We start from the raw sequence: 20,714 nt of genomic DNA on the forward strand, positions 1-20,714 counted from the left end.
AATATCGGGATGTATATCGATTCCCACTGCCACATCAATTTCCCGGAACTGGCCGCCAGGATGCCGGACATCCTGGCCAAGATGGCCGAGAACAAGGTCTCGCACGCGCTGTGCGTCTCCGTCGACCTGCCGGAGTTCCCCAGCGTGCTCGCGCTGGCCGAGCAATATCCGCACATTTATGCGTCCGTCGGGGTGCACCCCGATTACGAGGACACGCCCGAGCCGACCGTCGCCCGGCTCGTCGAGCTGGCCGATCACCCGAAGGTCATCGCGATCGGCGAGACCGGTCTCGATTATTACCGGCTGGAAGGCGACCTCGAATGGCAGCGCGAGCGTTTCCGCACGCACATCCGCGCGTCGCGCGAGACGCGCAAGCCGCTGATCATCCACACGCGTTCGGCCAGCGAAGACACGATCCGTATCATGCGCGAAGAAGGCGCGGGCACGGACAAGGGCGGCGTCGCGGGCGTCATGCACTGCTTCACGGAGTCGCTCGACGTGGCGCTGGCCGCCATCGAGATGGGTTTCTATATCTCGTTCTCCGGCATCGTGACGTTCAAGAGTGCGAAGGACTTGCAGGCGGTGGCGCAGGCGCTGCCGCTGGACCGCATCCTCATCGAGACGGATTCGCCTTACCTCGCCCCCGTGCCGTTCCGCGGCAAGATGAACGAGCCGGGCTATGTGGCGCACGTGGCCGAATATCTCGCCACATTGAAGGACGTGCCGCTGCGCGAGATCGCCGACCGCACCACCGAGAATTTCTTCAACCTGTTCAAGACCGCGAGGACCTGACCGTGACCCTTCTTCGATCGATCCTGCTCGCCGCCGCGCTGGCGGCACCCGCCCTGGCGCTGGCCGACCAGACGAGCGACTTCTTCCGTGCCGTGCAGATGGACGATGCGCGCACGGTGCGTTCGCTATTGGGCAAGGTCGATCCGAACCGGGGCAATCCCGTCGGCGGCGAACCGCCCCTCGTGCTGGCGGTGCGCGAAGGCGCGATGCAGGTGTTCGACGCGCTGCTGCGCCACCCGGGCACGAACGTCGATGCGCCTGCGCTGAACGGCAACACGGCGCTGATGATGGCCGCGTACAAGCACAACAAGCCGGCCGCCGAGGCGCTGATTGCAAAGGGCGCCGCGGTCAACCGTCCGGGCTGGACGCCGCTGCACTACGCGGCCGCCAGCGGCGATGACGACATCGCGCGCCTGCTGCTCGCGCACGGCGCCCGCATCGATGCGCAATCGCCGCCGGCCAGCGGCAAGTTCACGCCGCTGATGATGGCGGCGCGCGAGGGCCACGAGGACACGGCCGTGTTCCTGCTCGGGCAGGGTGCCGATCCGACACTGAAGAATGGGGAAGGCCTCACGGCGGCCGAGATCGCGCGCCGGGCCGATCACGCCTCCATCGCGGCGAAGCTCGACACCCAGGTCAAGCCTGCCCGCTGAGCTAGCTTTCCCCGCACTTGTGTGCGCGCTTCCTTGTGTACATGTGCGCGTCCGCATGCATGAGTAACGTCTCGACCTGGTCCGCGTGATCGGGGAACAGGCCGATGCCGATGCTGACGCCGATGTGCAGCGGCGCGCATTGCGTCGGCACGGGCCGTACGAGCGCGGCGCGGATCTTGTCGGCGCAGTGTTCCGCGTCCTCGGGCGCATGCAGGTCTTCCAGCAGTAGCACGAATTCGTCGCCACCCAGGCGCGCCACCGTGTCCGATTCGCGCGCGCATTCCACCAGCCGCGCCGCGACTTCCCGTAGCAGCGCGTCGCCGGCCGCGTGGCCGTAACAGTCGTTGACCTGTTTGAAATCGTTCACGTCCACGTACAGCAGGCCGAGCCGCGAATGGCAGCGCCGCGCCCGTGCGACGGCCGTGCGGATGCGGTCGAAGAACAGCCGGCGGTTCGGCAAGCCCGTCAGCTCGTCGTGGCAGGCGGAGCGCATCAGGTCGTCGTGCAGGCGCTTGCGCTCCAGCGCCAGCCCGACCTGGGCCGCGACGAAGTGCAGCAGGCCGCGGTCGGCGGGAGAGTATCCCGTGCCGGCGTGGTCGCGCAACAGCAGCGCGCCGATCGTGCCCGCCGGGCCGCCCAGGTCGATCATGAGCCACGTGTTCAGGCGGCCGCCGCCGACGTGGCGCACGGCGTCCGAGGCGACGCTGTCCGGCGCCGTCGCCGTCGCGCGCCAGCGCGCGAGACAGGCCCGCGACGGCAGGCGCGTCTTGGGATCGTGGTCGCGCTGGTAGATGATCTTGAAGCCGTGCTGCGGGGTCGGGTCGCTGACGACGACCATGCCGGGCGCGCCGACCAGGCGGTCGAGGATGGCGTGGATCTCGCCGCACAGTCCGGCCAGGTCGCCCGCGTGGTAGACCGCTTCGGAAATCGCGTACGTCGCCGCCTGGCGCCGCTCGGCACGCTTGCGGGCGCTGATGTCGCGCCCGACACCCAGGCGCAGGCCGTGGTCCGCGATATAGCGCGCCGACCACATGACGTCGACGCGGCGGCCGTCCTTGTGGAGGTAGCGGTTCTCGAAGCCGACGCGTTCCTGGCCCGCCTGCACGCGCGCGCTTTCCATGCACGTGATGGCGCGGTCCTCGGGCACGACGAAATCGAGCATGTATTGACCGATCAGCTCGGTGGGACGATAGCCGAGCATGCGTTCGCACCCGGCGCTGACGTCCACGATGATGCCACGCCGGTCCACCAGGAAAACGACGTCCAGCAACAGGTCGGCAATATTCGCCGACAGGGAACGGATCGATTGGACCATGGGGCCTGCTAACGGAAACAGCGGTGGGAAAATACTAGCATTCCCGCATGGAAAAAGGTCAAGCTATTTATGCATCGCCGGCCGGCTGTGCCATCGATCCGACAAACTGGCCGGCAAATCCCCGTCAGCTCGGCGCATCAGTTGCATAAAAGCATGGAGATAATGCAGGCATACTCCGACACAGAGGAACACATGCTCAACGAACGCGAAATCGAAAGCTGCTACCTGGGGCAGTTTATTCCGGTCCACTACCATCACAACATGCTGATGGACCATAACCGCATGCACAGCTTCAAGTCCGCGATCTACCACGCCGTGAAGCCGGGCATGAAGGTGCTGGAGCTGGGCGGGGGCACGGGCGTGTTGTCGTACTTCGCCGCCCAGAACGCGTCCCAGGTCTATTGCGTCGAGTTCAACCCGGACATGGTGCGCGAGGCGCGCCGCTTCCTCGCCATGAACCCGAACGGCCACAAGGTCGAGGTCATCCATGCGGATGCGTTCGAATACCTGCCGCCGGAACCCGTCGATCTCGTCATCTGCGAAATGATCCACGTCGGCATGCTGCGCGAAAAGCAGGTGGAGGTGATCGAGTCGTTCAAGCGGCGCTACCTGGCGCGCTTCGGCGGTCCGCTGCCGATCTTCATGCCGGAAGCCGTCATCATGGCCGCGCAGCCGCTGCAGCTCGAATACGATTTCGAGGGTTTCTACGCACCGATCGTGCAGTTCCAGCCGACCAACGTGATTTATCCGGGCACCATCGAGCTGGCGCAGCCGGGCGTGTATGCGATCATGGATTTCAGCCAGCCCGTCGGCGACGCGATCGCATGGGAAGGCCAGTTCCGCATGGAGCAGGGCGGCCGCCTGAACGCGCTGCGCTTCATCACCAAGAACGTGCTGTCCATCGTCGAGGAACGCGGCACGACGATCGACTGGCTGAACCACTACATGATGCTGCCGCTGGCCACGCCGCTGGACGTGCAGGCGGGCGACATCGTGCAGGTGAGCTTTGCCTACCGCGCGGGCGGCTCGATTCCGTCGCTGGAAGCGTCGATGCGCGCCGCGGTCGTCGAACGGGCGGGCGTGCCGGTGCAGGTCCGCGACACCGTCCTGGCCTGACCGTTTTCCCGCCGGGGACGGCGTCCGCTCGTCCCCGCTTTTGCCCCGTTTGTCTCCCCCCGCTGACCGTCCGTCGCAGAAACATTGCGGGTTAGCGTCCATACAACTACAGTCACATCGTCGGGCCGCACCGGCCCTTGCCCTGAAAGATGGAGCTGACGATGCTGGGTTTCCTCGTGTGGTTGGTGTTATTGTTCCTGTGCTGGCCGATCGCGCTGCTGGCGCTCGTGATGTATCCGCTCGTCTGGCTCGTGCTGCTGCCGTTCCGGCTGCTCGGGATCGGCGTCGAGGCCGTCTTCGAGCTGCTGCGGGCGATCGTCATGCTGCCGGCGCGCGTGCTGGGTGGAGGCGTAAGACGTTGAAAGTTGACGTCCGGCCAGTGTGCGCCGATTAACAGACGGACACGAACCATTCGCCTATCGTGCCCATACTGATGGCTTTCATTCGACAGCCATGCTTTTAAAGGAGTGACTATGCGCCTGGACATCTACCGCAGAGCCGAACACGACGGCAAGTTTTCTTACCTGGCCGTCCCCGAGACCCGCAATATCCCCGAGGAAGCCACGAATACCGACTGGGAGGTCGAAGCCCGGGCTTTCGAAGTCGACGACGATGCCGGACACCTGCCCGATTACGATATCCAGAACCTGAACGCCCAGCTGGCGGAAAAAGGCTACGCCGTCACGTCGTCGACGATGCACTGACGCTGTCTCGGTAGCACCACATTCGCGGCCGTACGCCGTCCGTCCCGACCAGCCGGGGTGGAGGGCGTACGGCCGCGTATCGCATATGGTATCCTTGCGCCTCGTTCAGTCGGAGGCGTCATGAAGTGGTTCGTAGTCGGTTTTCTCGTGCTCTCGGTCCTGCACATCCATTTCCGTGGCAAGGTCCGCCTGCCGTTCGGCCGGCAGCTGTTCGACCATTCGTCGTTCATGGCGCCGATCAATATCTTCATGCACCTGTTCTCGAAGGTGCCCAGCACGCCGTACATCCCGGTCCGTGAATTCCCCGAATTGTCCGTCCTGCAGGACAACTGGCCGACGATCCGTGAGGAAGGCCTGCGCCTCATCGAGATGAAGAAGATCAAGGCGTCCGAGGAGAACAACGACGCCGGTTTCAATTCCTTCTTCAAGACGGGCTGGAAGCGCTTCTACCTGAAGTGGTACGACGCGAGCCACCCGTCGGCCGAGCGCCTGTGTCCGCAGACGTACGCGCTGCTGCAGGGCATCCCGTCGGTGAAGGCGGCGATGTTCGCCGAGCTGCCGCCGGGCGCGAAGCTGAACCCGCACCGCGACCCGTTCGCGGGCTCGATGCGCTACCACCTGGGGCTGGCCACGCCGAACGACGACCGCTGCTTCATCGAAGTCGACGGCCAGCGCTACAGCTGGCGCGACGGCCAGGGCGTCATCTTCGACGAAACGTTCATCCACTGGGCCGAGAACGCCAGCGACAGCGACCGCCTGATCCTGTTCTGCGACGTCGAGCGCCCGATGCGCTTCGGCTGGATGCAGGCCGTCAACCGCTGGCTGGGCCGCACGATGATGACGGCGGCCGCCTCGCCCAACGAGAGCGGCGACCAGACGGGCCTCGTCAGCAAGCTGTTCCGCGTTTCGTACGTGATGGGCCAGTACCGCCGCCGCTACAAGGCGTGGAACAAGACGGCCTATAAAGCAACGAAGGTCGCGCTGATCGTGGGCGTCGCGGCACTCGTCTACTACCTCTGATCCATCTCTCCGACAAAGAAACGGGCCGCAATCGCGGCCTTTTTTCGTTTCCCAGATTCGGGGTCAGAGCACTTTTTTGGGCAAGATCTCCGGCGGAAAAGTGGCCGCCTGCCATCATACGTTCGCTGTCTTGCGCGGCACGTTGTGACGGCGGCACGGGAATGCCGCGATGCCGATTGATGCGCGGAGTAATTGATCGAAAATGTGCTCTGCCCCCGAATTTAAAAAGGGCCGCAAGCGCGGCCCGGTTTGTTGGGCCGCGCCTTGCGGCCAAAGGGGATACTCAGAACGTGAAGGGCATCCTGACCATTAGCGTGACGTCCGGTGTATCGCGCGTGAGGCCCGCGCCCACCGATACGCTCAGGGTCCGGTTGTTTTTCAGGCGGTACGAGTAGCCGAGCAGCAGCGTACCGAGCTGCACGCGCACGGAACCCGGAATGACCAGGCCGTTCTGGTGCATCCGGCCGACCGAATTGTGGTCGTAGCCGATGCTGAACGACGCCCGCTCGTTCAGCGCGAGACCCATGCCGAAGTTGAAGCCGAAGACGTCGCCCGGTTCCACCGTGCCCAGCAGTTCCTTGCTGCCGTTCAGCACGGTGCGGTAGACGTTGCCGCGCTTGAAGTTCTTCGTGTAGCTGAAGCCGCCGAAGAAGATGGCGGGATCGGACGGCAGCAGCCACGTCACGCTCGGCTGCACCGAATAGAAGCCCGAGCCGGTCGGCAGATCGAGCGGCAGGCCCGTGCCGGTGACGTTCTGGCCCACGCAGCGCGTCTGGCAATCCGTCACGACCTCGAATGGATCGCGGCCCGTGCGCGACTTGAAGCGCAGGCCGGCGATGTAGTACGGGGTGTCGACGCCGCCGTCGTTCAGTTGGTAGCGCCAGCCCAGCTCGATGTCGCCGATGCCCTTGCCGCTCGTCTCGAACGCGCGTTCGGCCGCCGTGCCCGTGAACAGTTCGCGGCTGACGGTCGAATCGCTGCGGTAGACGTACGGGATCTTCGCTTCGAATTCCAGGCGATTGTCGAAGCCGTAGCGGAACGTGGCGGTGGCCGTCGTCGTGTTGCGCTTCACTTCGCGCACGTCCAGCAGGCCGATCAGCAAGGCCGGAATCACCGTGTAGCCGACGAGGGCGACGCGGTTGCTGGACGAATAGCCGTACTGCACGGACGGCTCGAACACGACTTTACCCCGCGGCGTGAGCACGCCCGGGGTCTCGAAGATCGGCGCCACTTCCGGTGTCTTGGGCGCGGGCGGGCGGCCGACGGCATCGTTGCCCGCCTGGGCCTGGCCGCCACCGCCCGTGCCGCGCAGCGGCGCCAGGCGGCCCGGATAGACCGGATCCGCGAACGGCACGGCGAGCCTGGGCGGCGCGTCGAGCGGGCCGGCCTGCACCTGCACGGGCGCGTCGGGCTGGGGCGCCGGCAGGTTGCCGGTGCCGCGCATCCGCTCGAGCTGGGACGGGGCCGCCGCCGTCGCGGTGTTCGCGGGCGGCGCCACGCCGCTCGCGCGCAACTGGCGTTCCAGTTCGTCGACGCGCGCACGCTGCTCTTCCAGCTGTTGTCGCATGATCTTGAGCTGCTCGAGGAGGTCAGGACCGGACTGGGCACCGGCCGGGATGGCCGCCAGGGCCACGCTGACACCAATCACGCCGTACAGCGCTGGAATTTTATGCATAGGTGTTCTCCAGGTAAAAATCCGTCACCTGCCGGTGGCGGCGGTATTGAGCGCGTTCGCGAGGCTGGACTGGAAGTTCATGGACTGCAACAGTCCGCGTGCGTTCACGCTTGCATTGATGATGGTCTGGTTGTTGATCAACTGGTTGTTCAGGCTGTTCTGGATGACGGTGCCGCCCAGCGTCGTGTCGCCCATCTGGACGTTGAACGTGCCGCCGCCGTTCTGGATCAGCCGCACCTGGTTCGCCATGTCGGCGGTCAGCGTACTGTGGCCGCTCGTCAGCTTGCCGAGGTCGCCGAGCTCCAGCTGGCTGCGTTCGGCCACGTTGCCGTTGATCGTGACGATGCGCTCGATGCCGAGCGACACCGCCAGGCCGTTGTCGGTGATGAAGCCGCCGCGGTAGTCGTCCAGCGAGTCGGCCGCCACGGCGTTGTCGCTGGTGAACGGATTGTCCGGGCCGCCGGCATAGCCCTGCGTCGCGATCGCGGCGCTGGCCAGCACGAGGCCGATCTGGACGGGGATGCGCATGGGGTCTCCTGTCAAAAGTCGCCGGGACCGAATTTCGGCAGCGTCGTCATGTCGATCGCGGTCCGGGTCACTCCCTCGGCCAGCGGTGCGCGCGGCGCGGCGCGCCAGTCGAGGTCGGCGTTGAACGAAGGCTTGCCGGGCGCGTCGTGGATCACGAACAGCAGCCGGGTCGGCCAGATGGATTCGAAGTGCTCGCGCGTCACGGAGCGCGTGCCGCTGGACGGATCGCCCAGCAGGATGCGCCCGTCGTCCGCGCCCTTGATCACGACGAAGTGGTTGTAGCCCTTCTCGGAGATCAGCACGATGGCGGGCAGTTTGCTGTCGAACAGTTTCTGCAACGGCACCTGGAAGCCGTCCGCCTTGTAGCCGATCTTTGCGAGATAGCGCTGCATGTCCAGCAGCGAAAAGCCTTCGCGCCGGATCTTGGCCTGGTCACCGATTTCCCACATCGCCTTGAAGGCGGTCGTTTCGCTGATCGGATAGCCGTAGTGATAGGTCAGCAGCGTGGCCAGGGCGGCCGAGCCGCAGCTGAAGTCGTATTGCTGGCGGGTCGTCGAGGTGAAGCGCAGTTCGCGCATGCTCTTGACCGGTACGTCGAACCGGGCGCCGCCCGCGATCGGCAGGTCGGCCGCATCCACGCGGGCAGCGCCCGCCAGTGCGCACAGCAGCAGGGGCAGGGCGCCGTACTTCATTTGAACTGCAGGTTGACGATGGTGGCGTTCTGGATCAGGACGTTCGCGCCGCTGTTCTGGATGACCACCGGTATGCCCGACATATTGGCGAACGCGCCGGCATCGATCGTGTTCGACCCCGTGATGACGTTCACCGCGCTGTTGCCGCTCACGACCCCGCCGAGATTCGCGTTGTTGCTGGTGTTGAACGTGTCCGTCCCACCGCGCGAATGCTCCAGCTTGCCCAGGTCGGCGGCGGGGCCGAACCCGAGCGAGTCTTGCGCCTGGGCTGACTTGCCGGCACCGTTGTCGGCACCCGCGGCCGGCTGGGCGGCCGGCGCGCTATCCCGGGCGGGAACCGCGAGTTCCGGTCCTGCCCAGGCCGCGGATGCGCAGACCGCGAGCACAGCGAAGCTGCACACGCGGTTGCTGACGCTACTCTTGAGTGATGACTGCATTCTCTACCCCCGGTTGCATCGAAAAACCGCCGTGCCCGCGGGCACGGCGGTCCTTGGCATTACTTGCCGACAGCCAGGTTGCTCTGGACGTTGACACTCTGCTGGACCAGCGAGGAGAAGCCGTTGTTCTGGCTGATCACCATCACGCCCGCAGCCGACTGGCCGACACCGCTCATGTTGTTGGACATGTCGAAGGACCCGGCATTGACGGTGTTCGAACCGCCGTTGCCGCCGGTGCCCGCACCGCCCAGGCCGCCCGTGCCCACGCCGGCCGTGATGTTGGCCAGTGCGCCGCCTGCGCCGCCGGTGGTCGAGCCGCCCGCGCCGCCTGCGCCGCCGTTGCCGGCGGTCGAATCACCCACGGTTGCCGAACCGGTCGTGGCGCTGCCGGTCGTGGCCGAACCGCCGGCGGCACCTGCGCCTGCCGTGTTCGAGGCCATGCCGCTGGCCGCACCCGCACCGCCTGCTGCGCCCGCACCACCCGCGCCCGAGGTTGCCGTGCCGGCAGCACCTGCGCCGCCTGCGCCCGAGGTCGCCGAACCTGCCGCACCGGCACCGCCCGCGCCGCCGGCGCCGCCCGTGTTGCCGGCAGCGTTGCCGGCCGTCGAGGTCAGGGCTGCGCCCGCACCACCTGCCGCGCCGGTCGCTGCGCCGCCTGCCGCGCCGTTACCTGCCATGTTCGAGCCGGCGGCACCTGCGGCGCCAGCACCGCCTGCCGCACCTGCCGCACCCGCACCGCCGGCGCCGCCGGCCGCACCCGCTGCGCCTGCACCGCCGGCGCCGCCGGTCGTGGTGCCTGCCGTCGAGGTCGACGCACCGCTGGTGGTGGCGCCGCCGGTCGAGACGGGCGAACCCGAGGTGGCGGTGCCGCTGGCGCCGCCCGTGCCGCCGTCGGCCGACGAGGAACCGCCGGCGCCCGACGTTGCCCAGCTGCCGCCGGCGCGGGTCATGCCGCCCGTGGCCGCGTTCGATGCGGTCGAGCCGGCATTGCCTGCCGAACCTGCCGCGCCGCCTGCACCGCCGGTGCCGCCCATGGCGCCCGCCGCACCTGCGCCGCCCGCGCCGCCTGCCGCACCGGCGCCGCCGGCACCGCCCGTGGCCGCACCGGTCCTGCCGCCGGCGCCGCCCAGGCCGGCCGTCGTCGCACCGCTGGCGCCACCGTTACCGCCCGACAGGTCGCCCGACGCGCCGCCGTTGCCGCCCATCGCGTTGCCGGCCATGCCGCCCGCTGCACCCGCACCGCCGGTGCCCGTGGCTGCGCCGCTGGCCGCGCCTGCGCCGCCCGTGGCGGCGACCGTGCCGGTGCTGCCACCCATGCCACCCGCTGCGCCGCGGCCGCCGTTGCCGCTGGTGGCGCCCGTCGCCATGCCGCCTGCGCCGCCCGCACCCGCGGTCGCGCCGCCGATGGTGGCGCCGCCTGCGCTGGCGCCGCCGTTGGTGGCCAGGCCGCCGGCCGAACCGGCTGCGCCGTTCGCGCTGCCCGCGCTGCCGCCCGCGCCGGCGGTCGCCGAGATGCCGCCGCCGGTGCCGGCTGCGCCGTTGCCCGCCGTGCCGGCGGCGCCGTTGGCGTTACCGGTGTTGGTGGCGACGTTGCCGATGTTCGAGATGGTGTTGCCCGACACGCGGCCCGTCAGGTTGGCCGTGTTGTTGGACGACGAGGTGTTGAAGCTGTTCGAGAAGTTCGACGTCGCGGTGCCGCCGTTGTTCACGGCCACGGAGCCGGTCGCGGACGCGGTCGAGTCGCCCGAGCTGTTGTTCTTGCCCGTGCTGTTGTCGTTGTCGCGGTTGGTCGTGGTGGTCGTCGAGTTCGAGACCGTGCGGTTGGTCGAGGTGTTGTTGGTGCTGTTGTTGCTGCTGTCCGAGGTGTTGTTCGAGTTACGGGTGCTGTTGTCGCTGTTGTCCGTCGACCGGTTGGTCGTCGTGGTGGTGACGCTGCGGTTGCTGTTGTCGGTGTTCGTGCTGCGGTTGCTGTTGTCGCTGCGGTTGCTGTTGTCGGCCGTGTTGGTGCTGCGGTTGCTGTTGTCGGTCGTCGTGGTCGTCCTGCTGCGGTTGCTGTTGTCGCTGCGGTCGCTGTTGTCGGCCGTGTTGGTGCTGCGGTTGCTGTTGTCGGTCGACGTGGTCGTCGTCGTCGTGTTGGTGCTCTTGTTGTTGTTCTGGTCCGAGTTCGCGGTCGCCGTGCTCGTGTTCGTGCTGTTGTTGCTGCTGTCCGAGGTGTTGGTGCTGTTGTTGCTGCTGTCCGAGGTATTGTTCGAGTTACGGGTGCTGTTGTCGCTGCTGTCCGACGTGCGGGTCGTCGTCTGCGTGACGGTGGCGCCGCCGCCGTTCGCATTGACGCCATCCTGGGCTTGTGCGGTCAGCGAGAATGCCAGCGAAATGGCAGTCACGAGCAAAGTCTTGTTCATTCGAGTTCCCCTCTGGGTTTGATGGTTGGTGATGGGTCGGCTGTAGCGCCGACCTCCATCCCTTTGCAGTTTCAGTGCCAGCCTCACTGCAGAGCTCGCTAACCCTTTGTTTTTGTTGGCTTTGTACGGATCTTCCTACACGACTGTCAGAGAAAATCCGGTACGATTTACCGAAAATATCGAAAAACTGTTTCACTTCCGGCACAACTCTGTCCACATACACGCTGCAACACCCAAAAAAAAGTGGACACCTTGTCCACTTGTGCCACATGCCGCACACGCGTCACTCGCGCATGCCGTGCTTGCTCAGCAAACGGTACATCGTCGTGCGCGATACACCCAGGTCGCGCGCCGCGCGGCTCACGTTGTGGCCGCTGCGGTCCAGGCATTCGCGCAGGGCGCGCCGCTCGGAACGCATGCGGGTGTCGTCCAGCGCGGCGGGCGTCGGCGCCATGATCCCGCGCGTCAGCCCCAGGTCTTCCGGCATGATCAGGCGGCCGTCCGACATGACCAGTGCCCGCCGCACCCGGTTGATCAGTTCGCGCACATTGCCTGGCCAGTCGTGGTCGAGGATCGCCTCGATCGCCCGGTTGGAAAAGCCCTTCAGGCGCGGCGATTTTTCGCTCGCGTACATGTGGAAGAAGTACTCGGCCAGCGTGACCAGGTCGTCGCGCCGTTCGCGCAACGGCGGTACCGTCACCGGCAGCACGGCGAGGCGGTAGTACAAGTCCTCGCGGAATGCGCCGCTCGCGACGGCCTGCTGCAGCTGGACGTGCGACGCGGCGATCACCCGCACGTCCACGCGGATGTTGCGGGTACTGCCGAGGCGGCAGATCGTCTTCTCCTGCAGGAAGCGCAGCAGGTTGGCCTGCAGGTCCTTCGGCAGGTCGCCGATCTCGTCGAGGAACAGCGTGCCGCCGTCCGCCGACTCGATCAGGCCGGCCTTGCCCCGCGTCGCGCCCGTGAACGCCCCGCGCTCGTAGCCGAACAGCTCGGAGTGGATCAGGCTCGGCGCGATGGCGCCGCAGTTGATGGGGACGAACGGTCCCGCGGCCCGGTCCGACTGCGCGTGGATCGCCTGGGCCGTCAACTCCTTGCCGCTGCCGCTTTCTCCCCAGATCAGCACGGGCGCCGCGACCTTGGCGACGCGCGACACCTGCGCGCGCAGCCGTGCGATCGCGTCGCAGCCGCCGACCAGCGGCGATGCGGGATCGTCGTGCCCGTCGTTGGCGCTGGGCCGCCGGCGCAGCATCGCCCAGCCGTGCGCATGGCCCAGCGTGTGGGCCAGCCGGACCGGATCGACGGGGGCCGTGTGGTAATCGCACAGGTGCTCCACGACGAGGTCGCGGCAGGGCGCGGATTCGAGATCGCGCGGGCTGAATACGCCGACCCACTGCATATGGCTGTAGCGGCGCAGAAAGGTGTCCACTTCGGCCGGCCGGTGCTGCTCGCGGTCGTGCACGAGCAGGCCGACCAGGTAACGGTCGTTACGCAGTTCGCGCCCGGCTTCGCCGAGGTTGCTGACACTGCGGATCTCCCAGTCGAGCATTGCCTCATTGAGCAGGGCGCGCGCACCCTTGTCATCCGGGGCAATGCACAGCAGGCGCTTTCGGGTCATCCATCCTCCATCGGGTAATCGGCCGGTCCTCGCAACGGCGGCAGACGAATGGGAGAGCCGGCATAATTTATTGACAAGTGTAACTGGGTGTAACCGAGACTGCTGTTCTGTAGCCTGTTAGCAATTTCTTATTATCAGTTGATCTTTGTTTAATATTATGCCGCTCGTGAAATATTCGTGGCGGACGATAGATATCGACAGGTGGTTACAATTAGTCACAATCGTGTAACCGATCCTCGTCGTGGTCAAGGAAATAACTGCCGCCGTGTGGCTTTTTCCCGATTGCGGAAGGGGAACCCCCCATCGCTGGGGGGAGGTGGCGGAAGGGACGGGTCAAAAACCGAACGGCATGCGGGCCGTGAGGGTCACGTCCGGCGTGTCGCGCGTGAGACCTGCGCCCACGGACACGTTCACGGTGCGGTGCGCATCGAGGCGGTACGACGCGCCGAGCAGCAGCGTGCCCAGCTGGATGCGGGCGGAACACGCCGATCCACGCCGTGTCGCGGTGGCGCCGCAGGAAACCGTCGAGATCGAAGGACCGCAGCAGCGCGCGTGTGCGCAGCAGCAGGCCGACGGGATAGCCGTCCGCGCGCAGCACGCGGTCCGCATCGGCCAGGTTGTCCACGCAACAGGTGTCCCAGTCGTGGATGGGACCGGTCATGAGCGCGGCGGTGTGCGCGTCGTCGGGAGCGATGCAGAGCAGGCGCTTGCGCATGGTCCACCTCCAGGAGCATGGCCGGTCCGCGCCATGGCCGATCACGGCGGGACGGCCGCGAGTTGCGTGCGCACGGACACCGTGCGGCCCTGCCTCCTGGTACGGTTTGTCAAGGCGCCGTTACGGCCATCTTAACGGGACAGGCGCGCACACCGCAGGCAGGCGCGGCCTGGAAGCGACAGGCTCGTGCGAAGGCACGAGCGCGCTGGACGAATGGAGAAAAAAATGGAGAAAAGAGTCAGCGGACGCGCCGGACCTTGGGCGAGGCGTTGGTGCCTTCGATCTCCAGGAACAGAGTGCCGAACATATTGCGCACGATCTTGACCGGCGGATTGCTCACCGGCGCAAGGTCCGCCGAGCTGCCGTCGACCACTTTCCACACCTGGCCGTTGGCGAGGGTGAACAGCGTAGCCGGGCCCCAGCCGGCGACCGTGCCGACGATCGTGCTCTCGATCGAGCGAGCCGGTTCCTCGGGCGTCTTCTGCTCGAGGCCGAAGGCTTGCGCGGCCGCGGCCGCCGGACGCGCTGCGGCGGGAATCGCGTCATAGCAGCCCAGGCGCGCGGCGCCGTCGGCCAGCTTGCGGCATGCCAGGATGGCGGCATCGTCGGCCAGGGCCACGCCCGTCGCGCCCAGCAGGGCCAGCAGTAGAGAAGTGCGCAGGATCATCAAGGGCCTCATGCGCGCGGACGCTGGCGGTGGAAGACGAGCGGGCTGTACGGAATGGCGGACGGCGGCGGCGAATTCAGGATGCCTGGTTTCATCGCGCCCATCACGTGCATCTCGCACGGCTTGCAATCGAATTTCAGCGTGTAGGTTTCGTCGCCGGACACGAGCGTCATCGGCTCCGCCCGCACCTGGCCCTGCACGCCCTGCACACCCTTGGCCTGCTTGGGGCACAGGTTGAACGAGAAGCGCAGGCAGTGCTTGGTGATCATCAGCGACACTTCGCCCGGTTCCTCGTGCGATTCGTACGCGGCCGCGATCAGCTGCACGCCGTGCTTGCGGTAGAACGCGCGCGCCTTCTCGTTGTAGACATTGGCCAGGTAGCTGAGCTGGGTGTCCGGATACGCGGCCGGCGGTTCGACCGGCTGCGCGCGCTCGGGACGCTGCCACGCCGCGAGGCGCGCCGCTTCCTGGGCGGCGATGGCATCGCGGCGCAGGCCGTTGATGGCGCTCGCCGGCACGAACCACGGCTGCGACAGGCTGACGGCTATCGTGCCCGCCTCGAACATCGTGTTGCCCAGCTTGGCGAGGCTCGTGCGCAGGCCCGCCAGCGCCTGGTCGGCCTGCTGGGCCGGCTGCAGCGCGAGGCTGGCCGCGGTCGTCGTCGTGATGCCGTCCTCGTCGGTGACGGTCAGACGCAGGCCGTCGGCCGTGTCTTCCAGCCGCAGGTCCGCGCGCACCTTGCGGTCGGACGATTTCTTGTTGAGGGCCGCTTCCCACTGGTGGTCGCGGTTGCGGTGGATGACGGTGCCGACCTTCAGGCCCGGCAAGGTGGCCAGGCCCTCGTTCGGGAACACGCGCCAGCGCTGGCCGTCTTCGTCCTCCGACAGCTTTTGCACGGTGTTCGCCTGGATGCCGACCGTCTCGCGCTTGTGCATGTAGTTCAGGCCGTCGCCATTGGCCATCGGCGAATTCGTGACGAGATCGAAATTGTCACCGCCGATGCGCGCGACGGTGCCCAGCTCCACGCCCACGTACTTCGGCGAATCGAACGCACCGATGGTCTGCTGGCGGCCCTGGGCGAAATAATCCGTGTGGCCGCGGTGGAAGTTCTTGTCGACGTCCGGCGTGAACATCACTTGCGTACGGCCGCTCGACGCGCGCGCCAGTTCCGGACGGCGTTCCAGGATCTCGTCCAGCAGCAGGCGGTAGTGAGCGGTGATGTTCTTCACATAGCCCATGTCCTTGTAGCGGCCTTCGATCTTGAAGGAGCGGATCCCGGCGTCGACGAGCGCTTCCAGGTTGCGGCTCTGGTCATTGTCCTTCATCGACAGCAGGTGTTTTTCGTAGGCGACGACGCGGCCCTGGCCGTCCGACAGCGTGTACGGCAGGCGGCACGCCTGCGAGCAGTCGCCGCGGTTGGCGCTGCGGCCCGTGTCCGCGTGCGAGATGTAGCACTGGCCGGAGAACGCGACGCACAGCGCGCCGTGGATGAAGTATTCGAGCGGCGTGTCGACCTCGGCGCGGATGGCCTTGATCTGTTCGATGGTCAGCTCGCGCGCCAGCACCAGCTGCGAAAAGCCGACCTGCGACAGGAACTTCGCCTTTTCCACGGAGCGGATGTCGCACTGCGTGCTCGCGTGCAGCTGGATCGGCGGCAGGTCCAGTTCGAACATCGCCATGTCCTGCACGATCAGCGCGTCGACGCCGGCGTCGTACAGCTGGCGGATCTGCTGTTCGGCCGTTTCCAGCTCGGCGTCGTGCAGGATCGTGTTCATGGTGACGAAGATGCGCGCGCGGTAGCGGTGCGCGAATTCGACGAGGCCCGCGATGTCTTCCAGCGTGTTGCTGGCGTTGTGGCGCGCGCCGAATGCGGGACCGCCGATGTAGACCGCGTCCGCGCCGTGCAGGATGGCTTCGCGGCCGATCTCGGCGGTTTTGGCGGGGGACAGCAGTTCGAGCTGGTGGGCGAGCAGTGACATGGCGGGTGATCCTGGCTGACGAAGGCGGAAATTATAGCCAGATCAAGGGCTTATGTCACCGTTCGGCGTGCACCTCGACGTGCAGGACGTCTTCGATGGCCGTGCGCAGCGCCTCGGGCGCCACCGGCTTGGGCAGAACCGGGATGTCGTCCGGCAGGCCCATGGCCCGGATCGTGGCCGGATCCAGCCCGCTCGTGACGACGATGGCCATGTCGCGGTAGGCCTCGCTCGCGCGCAGCGTACGGATCATGCGCAGGCCGTCCACGCCCGGCATGCTGAGGTCGCCGACGAGCAGGTGCGGTCGCGTCTCGCCGATGCGGATCAGCGCTTCGAAACCGTTGCCGACCCGGACGACGTCCAGCGGCAGGTCCCAGCCGGACATCGCCCCCTCGTACCGCGCCATGGTCGACGCGTCGTCGTCCACGAGCAGCACCTTGTAGCGCGCGGGCGCCGTACGCTCCAGCATCGCCTGGCGCCGGCGCTCGACGTGTCGTTCGATCGACGCCAGCGCGATGCGCCGGTGGCCGCCGGCCGTCTTCCACGCTTCCAGGGTGCCGCTTTCCACCCACAGCTGCACCGTGCGGTGCGACACGCCCAGCATGGCGGCCGCCTGCCGGGTATTGCAGTAGGCGGCGGCGTCGAAACCGGGTTCCGGTGAGGTCGGGCGGTGGGGCGATGTCATGGCTGCCAGATCATGTTGTTTGAAAGATTCCGTCTGATGCACTTAGGAATCTATCAAATAATCACAATCTATGACAGCAATATTTACGCACCAATACCAAAATGGCAACAGTCAATGCAGCGGCCGCCCCGTCCCGCCCGTGCGTTCGACCCGGATCGCGATGGATTTCGCGGCCGGCACCTTGCTCTCCTTCGCATAGTGCCAGAGCGGAATCAGCGGATTGCACTCCGGGAAATAGCCCGCGACGCAGCCGGCCGGTACGCTGTATTCCACGACGCGCAAGCCTTCGACCTTGCGCTCGACGCCATCGTCGACGGCCGTGCTGGCCGTGACAATGTCACCGTCGGCCAGGCCCAGGCGGGCCATGTCCGTGCCGGCCATGAACAGGACGTCGCGGTCCTGCACGCCGCGGAAACGGTCTTCCAGGCTGTAGATCGTCGTGTTGAACTGGCCGTCGCTGCGCACTGTGAACAGGCGCAGGGCGTCCTCGGGCACGGGCATGTCGGGGTCCGCGGACAAGGTGTCCGGCACGGTGAAATTCGCCTTGCCGGTCGGCGTGTTCCACTTGCGGTCCGCTGCCGCCAGCGGTTTGCGGAAACCGCCAGGCTGCCACATGCGCTCGTTGAAATCGTGGAAGATCTTCGGGTACGTCGCGGCGATGGCGTCGCGCACCTTCGCATAGTCCGCCACCCATCCATCCCAGTCGACCTTCGAATTCGGGTCCAGCGTCGCCTTCGCCAGGCCGGCCACGATGGCCGGTTCGGACAAGAGCGTGTCCGCCGCCGGTTCGGCGCGGCCGCGCGAGCCGTGCATGCAGCCCGTGGAATCTTCCATCGACACGGACTGCTCGCCGCTGGCCTGGCGGTCGATCTCGATGCGGCCCAGGCAGGGCAGCAGGTATGCCGTCTTGCCGTGCACGAGGTGGCTGCGGTTCAGCTTGGTCGAGATCTGCACCGTGAGCGGGACGGCGCGCCAGGCGGCGTCCATCTGGCCGTGGTCGGGCACGGCGCGCACGAGGTTGCCGCCGAGGCTGATCAACGCCTGCAGCTTGCCGCCCTTGATCGCCTCGCACATCTCCACGGTGTTCATGCCCTTGTCGCGCGGCGGCTCGAACCCGTACAGCGCCTTCAGCTTGTCCAACGGCGCCAGTTCCGGCTTTTCCGTGATGCCGACCGTACGCTGCCCCTGCACGTTCGAGTGGCCCCGCACCGGGCAGATGCCGGCGCCCGGCTTGCCCATATTCCCCCGCAACAGCAGGACGTTGACGAGCATCTGCACGTTCAGCACCCCGTTGCGGTGCTGCGTGAGGCCCATGCCATAGATGCCGATCACCTGCTTCGCACGGAGGTACGTGCCGGCCGCCTGCTCGATCTGCGCTTGCGTGAGACCCGATTCCTTTTCGATCTCGTCCCACGTGCGGGCGCGTATCGCGGCCGCGAAGTCGTCGAAGCCGTGGCAATGTTCTTCGATGAAGGCGGTGTCGAGGGCGCGCGGTCCGCCGGTCGTCAGTGCGCGCTCGTCCGCCTCCAGCACGGCCTTGCACAGGCCCGTCAGCGCCGCCACGTCGCCGCCGGCCTTCACCTGGTGGTACTGGGTGCTGATCACGGTCTCGTGGCCGCTCAGCATCTCGAGCGGGGATTGCGGGTTCACGAAGCTGACGAGGCCGCGCTCGCGCAGTGGATTGAACGTGACGATGGGGACGCCGCGCTTTCTCGCCTCCTGCAACTGGTGCAGCATGCGCGGGCTGTTCACGCCCACGTTCTGGCCGAAGAAGAAGATGCAGTCGGTCTGTTCGAAGTCGTCCAGCACGACGGTCCCGATCGGCACGCCGATCGTCTTCGGCAGCGCGACGGACGTGCTTTCGTGGCACATGTTGGAACTGTCCGGCAGGTTGTTGTTGCCGTACATGCGCGCCAGCAGCTGGTACATGTACGACGTTTCCAGCGAGGCGCGGCCCGAGCTGTAGAACGCGACCTGTTTGGGATCCATCTTGCGCAGTTCGGCACCGATTTCGGCAAACGCGCGGTCCCAGGTGATTTCCACGTAGCGGTCCAGCGCGCCGTCGTAGCGCATGGGCACCGTCAGGCGGCCCGCTTCCTCGAGTTCGTGGTCGTTCCAGCCTTCCAGTTCGCGTAGCGTATGGCGCTTGAAGAATGCCGGGTCGAGGCGCTTGCTCGTGATTTCCCACGCCGTCGCCTTGGCGCCGCTTTCGCAGAACTCGGCCGGATGCGGATGGGCCGGCTTCGCCCATGAACAGCTCACGCACATGAAGCCGTCCGGCTTGTTCTGCTGCATCAGCAACTGCGTGCCCTCGAGGGGGACGCGTTCCTTCAGCAGGATCGTGGTGACTTCCTTCACCGAGCCCCAGCCGCCGGCCGGGATTTGCGGTTCGTTCGGTTCGTTTGGTTTGCCGCCGTGCTTGCTCATGATCAGACTCCCAATGCGCGATACCGTGGAGCTTGATCGGATGGCGCAACCATGTCTGTTCGACAGCGCACACGCAAAATCGGCAAATCCGTGCACTGCGTACGGCGTTGCACAGACCGCCGGGGCCGCGCGCGCCGATGATCTGCCCATCATCATTCAAACCACTGGACCCCATCATGACCGCCCCGATCCCGTTCGAACCGCGTTTCGAAAGCCTGGAAGACGACGAAGCGCAGACCACCTTCGACCTGCAGACGACGATGCGCAGCATTTCCACGAAGACGTACGAGGATTCCGGCCGCGCGCTGCGCAGCGTGCACGCCAAGACGCACGGCCTGCTGGTTGGCGAACTGACCGTCGAGGCGGGGCTGCCGGACGCGTACGCGCAGGGCCTGTTCGCCCAGCCGGGCACGTATCCCGTCGTGATGCGGCTGTCGACGACGCCGGGCGACGTGCTGGCGGACGACGTTTCCACGCCACGCGGCATGGGGATCAAGGTCGTCGGCGTCGAAGGCCCGCGCGTGGGCGGGAGCGAGCACGACGTCACGCAGGACTTCGTGCTCGTCAACGGTCCCGTGTTCAGTGCGCCGAACGCGCAGAAATTCCTCGGCAGCGCCAAACTGCTGGCCGCGACGACGGACAAGGCGCCGAACCTCAAGCGCCTGTTTTCCGCGCTGGCGCGCGGCGCCGAACAGGCGGTGGAAGCCGTCGGCGGCGGCAGCGTGACGTTGAAGGCGCTGGGCGGCCATCCGGAAACGCATCCGCTCGGCGAGACGTATTACAGCCAGGTGCCGATCCTGTACGGCCGCTACATGGCGAAGGTGCAGGTGGCGCCCGTGTCGCCCGCGTTGATGGCGCTCGCGGGCAGCCACGTCGACCTGGAGGGCCGCCCGGACGGCCTGCGCGACGCGGTCGTCGGCCATTTCGCGGACGAAGGGGGACAGTGGGAAGTGCGGGTGCAGCTGTGCACGGACATCGACCGCATGCCGATCGAGGACGCGTCCGTCGAATGGCCGGAAGACTTGAGCCCGTACGTGACCGTGGCGCGCCTGCGCGCGGCGCCGCAGAAGGCGTATGGCGAGGACCTGGCGCGCCTCGTCGACGACGGCATGCAGTTCAATCCGTGGCATGCGCTGGCCGCGCATCGCCCGCTCGGCTCGATCATGCGGGTGCGCAAGGCGGTGTATGCGATGTCGAAGCGCTTCCGCGCGGAGCGCAACGGCAGCCCGATCGCGGAGCCGCGCGACGTCGAGGGGGTGAAAGCCGCGGCGCGGCGCTGATGTTATCATCGG

At 66.7% G+C, this 20,714-nt stretch carries 18 protein-coding genes and 1 pseudogene; 7 read left to right on the top strand and 12 right to left on the bottom strand.

The features are described from left to right. Positions 1-9 precede the first annotated feature (9 nt). Positions 10-792, top strand: coding sequence for a TatD family hydrolase (locus QPK29_RS04530; RefSeq protein ID WP_056129685.1), 783 nt, complete (start codon positions 10-12; stop codon positions 790-792). 2 nt (positions 793-794) lie between these two features. Continuing rightward, a complete protein-coding gene (locus tag QPK29_RS04535) occupies positions 795-1,445 on the top strand; it encodes an ankyrin repeat domain-containing protein (RefSeq protein ID WP_371771754.1) in 651 nt (216 codons plus the stop codon). A gap of 1 nt (position 1,446) precedes the next feature. Here the strand turns inward: QPK29_RS04535 and QPK29_RS04540 are convergent, their stop codons facing one another. Next, on the bottom strand, positions 1,447-2,760 hold the full coding sequence (locus tag QPK29_RS04540; RefSeq protein WP_371771755.1) for a diguanylate cyclase domain-containing protein: 1,314 nt from the start codon (positions 2,758-2,760) through the stop codon (positions 1,447-1,449). Positions 2,761-2,829: 69 nt separating this feature from the next. Here QPK29_RS04540 and QPK29_RS04545 point away from each other — a divergent pair, with 69 nt between their 5' ends. From QPK29_RS04545 to lpxO, 4 genes are all read left to right on the top strand, one after another. Next, a complete protein-coding gene (locus tag QPK29_RS04545) occupies positions 2,830-3,876 on the top strand; it encodes a methyltransferase domain-containing protein (protein WP_371771756.1) in 1,047 nt (348 codons plus the stop codon). Between the two features lie 161 nt (positions 3,877-4,037). Beyond that, the gene (locus QPK29_RS04550) at positions 4,038-4,238 is read left to right on the top strand and encodes a hypothetical protein (protein WP_056129694.1); all 201 of its coding nucleotides are present in this window, start codon (positions 4,038-4,040) and stop codon (positions 4,236-4,238) included. A gap of 111 nt (positions 4,239-4,349) precedes the next feature. Continuing rightward, entirely contained in the window at positions 4,350-4,580 is a 231-nt protein-coding gene (locus tag QPK29_RS04555; RefSeq protein ID WP_056129697.1) for a DUF6139 family protein, read from the top strand. A gap of 120 nt (positions 4,581-4,700) precedes the next feature. Beyond that, entirely contained in the window at positions 4,701-5,600 is a 900-nt protein-coding gene (lpxO, locus tag QPK29_RS04560) for a lipid A hydroxylase LpxO (RefSeq protein ID WP_056129698.1), read from the top strand. 283 nt (positions 5,601-5,883) lie between these two features. On the opposite strand, the gene QPK29_RS04565 is transcribed toward lpxO, so the two are convergent. From QPK29_RS04565 to QPK29_RS04615, 11 genes and pseudogenes are all read right to left on the bottom strand, one after another. Further along, entirely contained in the window at positions 5,884-7,275 is a 1,392-nt protein-coding gene (locus QPK29_RS04565) for an autotransporter outer membrane beta-barrel domain-containing protein (RefSeq protein ID WP_056132591.1), read from the bottom strand. A gap of 24 nt (positions 7,276-7,299) precedes the next feature. Then, the gene (locus QPK29_RS04570; protein WP_056132594.1) at positions 7,300-7,803 is read right to left on the bottom strand and encodes a hypothetical protein; all 504 of its coding nucleotides are present in this window, start codon (positions 7,801-7,803) and stop codon (positions 7,300-7,302) included. Between the two features lie 11 nt (positions 7,804-7,814). Then, complete coding sequence (locus QPK29_RS04575; protein ID WP_056132597.1) at positions 7,815-8,495, bottom strand: C39 family peptidase; 681 nt, start codon at positions 8,493-8,495, stop codon at positions 7,815-7,817. Beyond that, on the bottom strand, positions 8,492-8,932 hold the full coding sequence (locus QPK29_RS04580) for a hypothetical protein (RefSeq protein WP_371771757.1): 441 nt from the start codon (positions 8,930-8,932) through the stop codon (positions 8,492-8,494). Before QPK29_RS04580 ends, QPK29_RS04575 begins: the two co-directional genes overlap by 4 nt. A gap of 59 nt (positions 8,933-8,991) precedes the next feature. Then, positions 8,992-11,334, bottom strand: coding sequence for a hypothetical protein (locus QPK29_RS04585; protein WP_400189729.1), 2,343 nt, complete (start codon positions 11,332-11,334; stop codon positions 8,992-8,994). A gap of 283 nt (positions 11,335-11,617) precedes the next feature. Further along, positions 11,618-12,952, bottom strand: a complete 1,335-nt coding sequence (locus QPK29_RS04590) for a sigma-54 dependent transcriptional regulator (protein ID WP_056132605.1) — start codon at positions 12,950-12,952, stop codon at positions 11,618-11,620. A gap of 333 nt (positions 12,953-13,285) precedes the next feature. Continuing rightward, a pseudogene (locus QPK29_RS04595) lies at positions 13,286-13,432 on the bottom strand (acetate kinase); the annotation flags it as partial. A 473-nt stretch (positions 13,433-13,905) separates the two neighbouring features. Beyond that, positions 13,906-14,334 (bottom strand): hypothetical protein, encoded by a 429-nt coding sequence (locus QPK29_RS04600; protein ID WP_056132621.1) that lies wholly within the window; start codon positions 14,332-14,334, stop codon positions 13,906-13,908. An 8-nt stretch (positions 14,335-14,342) separates the two neighbouring features. Beyond that, positions 14,343-16,313: a peptidase U32 family protein gene (locus QPK29_RS04605; protein ID WP_371770389.1), complete on the bottom strand. Its 1,971-nt coding sequence runs from the start codon at positions 16,311-16,313 to the stop codon at positions 14,343-14,345. Between the two features lie 55 nt (positions 16,314-16,368). Further along, positions 16,369-16,995 carry a response regulator gene (locus QPK29_RS04610; protein ID WP_056132626.1) on the bottom strand — a complete coding sequence of 209 codons (627 nt, stop codon included), beginning with the start codon at positions 16,993-16,995 and terminating at the stop codon, positions 16,369-16,371. Positions 16,996-17,106: 111 nt separating this feature from the next. Continuing rightward, positions 17,107-19,422: an FdhF/YdeP family oxidoreductase gene (locus tag QPK29_RS04615; protein ID WP_371770388.1), complete on the bottom strand. Its 2,316-nt coding sequence runs from the start codon at positions 19,420-19,422 to the stop codon at positions 17,107-17,109. Positions 19,423-19,598: 176 nt separating this feature from the next. On the opposite strand from QPK29_RS04615, the gene QPK29_RS04620 reads away from it, so the two are divergent. Then, positions 19,599-20,702 (top strand): catalase family protein, encoded by a 1,104-nt coding sequence (locus tag QPK29_RS04620; protein WP_371770387.1) that lies wholly within the window; start codon positions 19,599-19,601, stop codon positions 20,700-20,702. Positions 20,703-20,714 lie beyond the last annotated feature (12 nt).

Origin of the sequence: Massilia orientalis (genome assembly GCF_030411975.2) — a bacterium.
Lineage (GTDB): Bacteria > Pseudomonadota > Gammaproteobacteria > Burkholderiales > Burkholderiaceae_D > Telluria > Telluria orientalis.